Source organism: Pseudomonas sp. NPDC086251 (assembly GCF_044746405.1).
Classification (GTDB): domain Bacteria; phylum Pseudomonadota; class Gammaproteobacteria; order Pseudomonadales; family Pseudomonadaceae; genus Aquipseudomonas.
On record NZ_JBIVBY010000001.1, the window covers coordinates 762,025 to 768,349 of the forward strand.

3 protein-coding genes and 1 pseudogene are annotated in these 6,325 nt (G+C 60.1%); 3 read left to right on the forward strand and 1 reads right to left on the reverse strand.

Annotated features, from left to right (window positions below):
- Positions 1-18: 18 nt before the first annotated feature.
- A complete protein-coding gene (locus ACIPL2_RS03345) occupies positions 19-1,041 on the reverse strand; it encodes a zinc-dependent alcohol dehydrogenase family protein (protein WP_401352952.1) in 1,023 nt (340 codons plus the stop codon).
- A 269-nt stretch (positions 1,042-1,310) separates the two neighbouring features.
- On the opposite strand from ACIPL2_RS03345, the gene ACIPL2_RS03350 reads away from it, so the two are divergent.
- From ACIPL2_RS03350 to ACIPL2_RS03360, 3 genes and pseudogenes are all read left to right on the forward strand, one after another.
- The gene (locus tag ACIPL2_RS03350) at positions 1,311-2,228 is read left to right on the forward strand and encodes a LysR family transcriptional regulator (RefSeq protein WP_401352954.1); all 918 of its coding nucleotides are present in this window, start codon (positions 1,311-1,313) and stop codon (positions 2,226-2,228) included.
- A gap of 248 nt (positions 2,229-2,476) precedes the next feature.
- Positions 2,477-3,730 (forward strand): multidrug efflux RND transporter periplasmic adaptor subunit MexE, encoded by a 1,254-nt coding sequence (gene mexE / locus ACIPL2_RS03355; RefSeq protein ID WP_059405197.1) that lies wholly within the window; start codon positions 2,477-2,479, stop codon positions 3,728-3,730.
- 12 nt (positions 3,731-3,742) lie between these two features.
- Positions 3,743-6,325, forward strand: a pseudogene (locus tag ACIPL2_RS03360) (efflux RND transporter permease subunit); the annotation flags it as partial.

Consider the following 6,325-nt stretch of genomic DNA (forward strand, 5'->3'; position numbering starts at 1 on the left):
CGGACTCTTGCTGGAGGGTTAAACCGGTTCGACCTGCAGGGCGACCCGTTCGCGGCATGGGCATTCGTCCATGTAGCGGTGTGCTTCGACAAACTCGGCAAACGGGAAGACCCGAGTCTTGAGCGGCAGCAGAACGCGGTCGGCGGTCAGCTGGTTGATATCGCGCAAGGCACGTTGCAGTGCGACCTGGTCCTGGATGATGCCCAGTTCCGGCTTGCCGGTGAAGTTGCCGATGCAGTGCACAAAGAACTGGATGTTCTTCTGGAACGCCGCGCAGGCCGGGAATGGCGTCTGGTTGCCACCTTGCAGGCCATACAGCACCAGGCTGCCACGCGGTGCGAGCACATCGCCGAGCAATGACATCTGTGGCCCGCCGAGACCGTCGAACACCACGTCCACGCCACGGTTATCGGTGATTTTGTTGATCCGCATGAGCAGATCTTCTTCTTCGGTGACGATCACTTTCTCGGCACCCAGGGACAGCAGGTATTCACGCTCATCCGCTGTTTTGGTGGCCGCAATCACTCGCACGCCCAAGGCTTTACCCAGCTGTACGAAGGACGGGCCGGCACAGTGACTCGCGTCGGTCACCAGGGCAAATTGCCCGGGTTTGACCCGCGCCAGGTCAACATAGGCGAAATAAGCGATCAACAGCGGCGTGTAATGCACGCTGGCTTCGATCGGGCTGAGCACGTCCGGGTACCGGGTCAGTGCCGAGCGCGGCAATACGATTTGCTCGCCGTAGACCGGATAGTCGTTCGGGCTTTCTGCCGGGAAGCTGGCGACCTTGTCACCCACTGCCAGGTCATCGACCCCGTCACCGACGGCGGTCACGACACCGGACATTTCATGACCGAGGCCTGAAGGCAGACGTGCATGGGACGACGCCAGGTTCTGGCGCCAGAGAATGTCGTACCAGCTGATGCCAATCGCCTCGACGCGCACCTGCACTTCGCCCGGTGCAGGCAGAGCGGCCGTATGCTCTTCGCATTTGAGCACCTCGGCTGGACCAAACTTGTGAAAACGAATCGTGCGGGACATCGCAAACCTCGTCAAAGAAACCTCTAATGCCCTGAACTCTATCTGGGCTTTCTACCCAAGACTATCAGTGGCTATTAATAGTCGACATGCCTGTCATTGATTCCGCAGCGCCGGCAACATCGTCAAATGACATAGGAAACCGTAGCAGCCTTTGTAGGAAATCTGAATTACTCGGTGCAGAGTACCAGTCTTTCCCCGTAAGATTCATGCCGGCCATTGTTCTTATGTGGCCGCTCACGTCAAGTTTGCTGACTCTGCCAGGACTCCAGATGAATCGTAATGACCTGCGTCGTGTCGACCTGAACCTGTTGATCGTATTCGAAACATTGATGCACGAACGCAGTGTGACCCGCGCTGCGGAGAAGCTGTTCCTCGGCCAGCCGGCCATCAGTGCGGCGCTCTCGCGCCTGCGCGGGCTGTTCGATGATCCGCTGTTCGTGCGCACAGGCCGCAGCATGGAGCCGTCCGCCCGGGCGGTGGAAATCTTCGCCCTGCTCTCTCCAGCCCTGGACTCGATTTCCACCGCGGTCAGCCGTGCGGCGGAATTCGACCCGGCCACCAGCACCGCGGTGTTCCGCATCGGCCTGTCGGACGACGTCGAATTCGCCTTGCTGCCAATGCTGCTCAAGCGCCTGCGCGCAGAGTCGCCGGGGATTGTGCTGGTGGTGCGTCGGGCCAACTACATCCTGATGCCGAGCCTGCTGGCCTCGGGCGAGATTTCCATCGGCGTCAGCTACACCGCCGACCTGCCGGCCAATGCCAAGCGCAAGGTGCTGCGTCGCAGCTCGCCGAAGCTGTTGCGCGCGGACAGCGTGCCGGGGCCGTTGAGCCTGGATGATTTCTGCGCACGGCCGCACGCGCTGGTGTCGTTCGCCGGTGACCTCAGCGGCTTTATAGATGAAGAGCTGGAAAAACTTGGGCGCAAACGTCACGTGGTGCTTGCGGTACCGCAGTTCAACGGGCTGAGCACACTCATCAGCGGCACTGATATTGTCGCCACCGTCCCTGACTACACCGCCGATGCATTGACGGCGGCCGGCGGTGTGCGGGCAGAAGATCCGCCGTTGCCGGTGCGTAGCTTCGAATTGCACATGGCTTGGCGCGGGTCGCAGGATAACGATCCTGGGGAGCGCTGGTTGCGGTCGCGGATTCAGATGTTCTTCGGAGATCCGGACAGTCTGGCCTGAGTCCGGTTTTTGTATGGGGGCTTGCCCGCGAAGATCACAACTCGTTTTCATGCCCTACTCTTGCACCCACGGCAACACAGAATTGTCATCAGGCGAGTTGATAGCCTGTTAGCGTGAGGTGCATGCTAGAGAGCTCGCTTTGAGCTTATATCATTCCGAATGATAGTTACCTTTGCCTCATTCGATTCGTGCGTTACAGCCCCGCCGAGCATCATCCGTCCATTCTTAATACATTGGCGGATGCATCCATGGAACAGTCACTCAAACATTTGCGCTTCCCGTTGGCCATGCTGGCCGTGCTGGTGATGAGCGCCTGCGGCAAGGCTCCGGAAACTGCCGCCACTATGCCCGCGGCCAAGGTCAGCGTGGCCAAGGTGCTGGAACAACCGGTCAACGAGTGGGACGAATTCACCGGGCGCCTCGAAGCGCCAGAAACCGTAGAAATTCGTCCACGGGTGTCCGGCCAGATCGATGAAGTCGCTTTCACTGAAGGCGCATTGGTCAAGAAAGGCGACCTGCTGTTCCAGATCGACCCGCGTCCGTTCCAGGCTGAGGTTCGCCGCCTCGAAGCCCTGGTTGCTCAATCCCGCGCCAACGCCACCCGCAGTGAAAACGAAGCCCAGCGCGGTGAACGCCTGCGTACCAGCAACGCGATTTCCGCTGAACTGGCTGACTCGCGCACCAGCGCTTCGCAAGAAGCCCGCGCTGCCGTTGGCGCCCTCCAGGCTCAACTGGACCTGGCCAAACTGAACCTGAGTTTCACCCGCGTCACCGCCCCGATCAGTGGCCGCGTCAGCCGCGCGGAAATCACCGCCGGCAACCTGGTGACCGCCGATACCACGCCGCTGACTAGCGTGGTGTCCACCGACAAGGTCTACGCCTACTTCGATGCCGACGAGCGTGTGTTCCTCAAATACACCCAACTCGCTCGCCAGGGCAAACGCGGTGCAACCACCCCGGTGTACCTCGGCTTGTCCAACGAAGACGGCAACCCGCACCAGGGCGTGATGAACTTCGTCGACAACCAGGTCAACCCGAAAACCGGCACCATTCGGGGTCGCGCGGTGTTCGACAACACGGACGGTCAATACACCCCCGGTTTGTATGCCCGCCTGAAACTGGTTGGCAGCGGCACCTACTCCGCCGTGCTGATCAACGACGAAGCGGTCGGTACCGACCTGGGTAAAAAGTTCGTGCTGGTGATGGATGCCGACAACAAGACGGCTTATCGCTCAGTCGAACTGGGTCCGAAGATCGAAGGCTTGCGCATCGTGCGCAACGGCCTGAACAAGGACGACACCGTCATCGTCAAGGGTCTGCAACGGGTTCGCCCTGGCTCACCGGTCACCCCTGAAGTGATCCCGATGGCCAGCGAGCAAACCCTCGCCGCTCTGGCACAACAACGACAAGCGCTGGAAGCCAGCAACCTGCCCCAAGTCGCACCTGCCAAGGTTGCGCCGGGTTCGGTTGTGAAAGTGGCTGCTGCGACCCCACGCGGTTAAGGGATTTCTACGATGAATTTTTCCCAATTCTTCATTTCACGGCCGATCTTCGCAGCGGTACTGTCGCTGCTGATCCTGATCGCCGGCGCCATCTCGCTGTTCCAGTTGCCGATCAGCGAATACCCGGAAGTGGTTCCGCCGACCGTTGTGGTCCGCGCCAACTTCCCGGGTGCCAACCCGAAAGTCATCGGTGAAACCGTGGCCGCTCCGCTGGAGCAAGCCATCACCGGCGTCGAGAACATGTTGTACATGTCCTCGCAGTCGACCGCCGACGGCAAGATCACCCTGACCATCACCTTCGCGCTGGGCACTGACCTGGACAACGCTCAGGTGCAGGTGCAGAACCGCGTGACCCGGACCGAGCCGAAACTTCCCGAAGAAGTGACGCGCATCGGTATCACCGTGGACAAGGCGTCGCCCGACCTGACCATGGTGGTGCACTTGACCTCGCCGGACAAACGCTACGACATGCTCTACCTGTCCAACTACGCCTTGCTCAACATCAAGGATGAGTTGGCGCGCCTGGGCGGTGTCGGCGATGTGCAGCTGTTCGGCATGGGCGACTACTCGCTGCGGGTGTGGCTCGATCCGAACAAGACCGCTTCGCGCAACCTGACCGCCACCGATGTCGTGACCGCGATCCGTGAACAGAACCGTCAGGTGGCTGCCGGTGCATTGGGTGCGCCACCCGCGCCGAATGCCACCGCCTTCCAGCTGTCGGTCAACACCCAAGGTCGTCTGGTTTCTGAAGAAGAGTTCGAGAACATCATCATTCGCTCCGGCGACAACGGTGAAATCACTCGCCTCAAAGACATCGCTCGCGTCGAACTGGGTTCCAGTCAATACGCCCTGCGTTCCCTGCTGAACAACCAGCCGGCGGTGGCGATCCCGATCTTCCAGCGCCCTGGCTCCAACGCGATCGAAATCTCCAACGAAGTGCGCGACAAGATGGCCGAGCTGAAGAAGAACTTCCCGGAAGGCATGGACTTCAGCATCGTCTATGACCCGACGATCTTCGTGCGCGGCTCCATCGAAGCGGTGGTTCATACCCTCTTCGAAGCACTGATCCTCGTTGTGTTGGTGGTGATTCTGTTCCTGCAAACCTGGCGCGCCTCGATCATTCCATTGGTCGCTGTGCCGGTATCGCTGATCGGTACCTTCGCGGTGATGCATTTGTTCGGCTTCTCGCTGAACGCCTTGTCACTGTTCGGATTGGTACTGGCGATCGGTATCGTGGTGGACGACGCCATTGTGGTAGTGGAGAACGTCGAAAGGCACATCGAGCTGGGAGAAACGCCCGTCGAAGCCACCAAGAAAGCCATGCGTGAGGTGACCGGGCCGATCATCGCGACGGCGCTGGTGCTGTGTGCGGTATTTATCCCGGCGGCGTTCATTTCCGGACTCACTGGCCAGTTCTACAAACAGTTTGCCCTGACCATTGCCATCTCGACCGTGATCTCGGCGTTCAACTCGCTGACACTGTCCCCTGCCCTGGCCGCCGTACTGCTCAAGAGCCACGATGCGCCGAAAGATCGCTTTACCAAAGTGCTTGATAAACTGTTGGGCGGCTGGCTGTTCCGTCCGTTCAACCGGTTTTTCGACCGTGCCAGCCATGGCTATGTCGGCACCGTAGCCCGGGTTATCCGCAGCAGCGGTATTGCCCTGCTGTTGTACGCAGGCCTGATGGTGCTGACCTTCTTCGGTTTCGCCCACACCCCGACCGGTTTCGTACCCGGCCAGGACAAGCAATACCTGGTGGCTTTCGCACAATTGCCGGACGCCTCGAGCCTGGACCGTACCGAAGACGTGATCAAGCGCATGTCCGACCTGGCCCTGAAACAGCCTGGCGTGGAAAGTGCGGTGGCGTTCCCCGGCCTGTCGATCAACGGTTTCACCAACAGTCCTAACGCCGGCATCGTCTTCGTGACCCTGAAGCCGTTCGATGAGCGTAAAGACCCGAGCATGTCCGCCGGTGCGATTGCCGGTGCGTTGAACGGTCAGTTCGCCGGGATTCAAGAAGCCTATATGGCGATCTTCCCGCCGCCGCCGGTACAAGGCCTGGGCACCATCGGTGGTTTCCGCCTGCAGATCGAAGACCGGGGCAACCTGGGCTACGACGAGCTGTACAAAGAAACCATGAACATCATCAACAAAAGCCACAACGTGCCGGAACTGGCTGCGCTGTTCACCAGCTACACCGTGAACGTGCCGCAGGTCGATGCTGCCATCGACCGGGAAAAAGCCAAGACCCACGGCGTGGCCGTCAGCGACATCTTCGACACCCTGCAGATTTACCTGGGTTCGCTGTATGCCAACGACTTCAACCGCTTCGGTCGTACCTATCAGGTCAACGTTCAGGCTGAACAGCAGTTCCGTCTTGAGCCGGACCAGATCGGTCAGTTGAAAGTGCGCAACAACAAAGGCGAGATGATCCCGCTGGCGACCTTCATCAAGGTCAGCGACACCTCGGGCCCGGACCGCGTGATGCACTACAACGGCTTCATTACCGCCAAGTACGACGCGTCCTGCGCCAGTAGTGGAGCGCCCAAGCGCAGTTCCGAGGGCAAGAGCGGCCTGGGCTCGACCGACGGCATG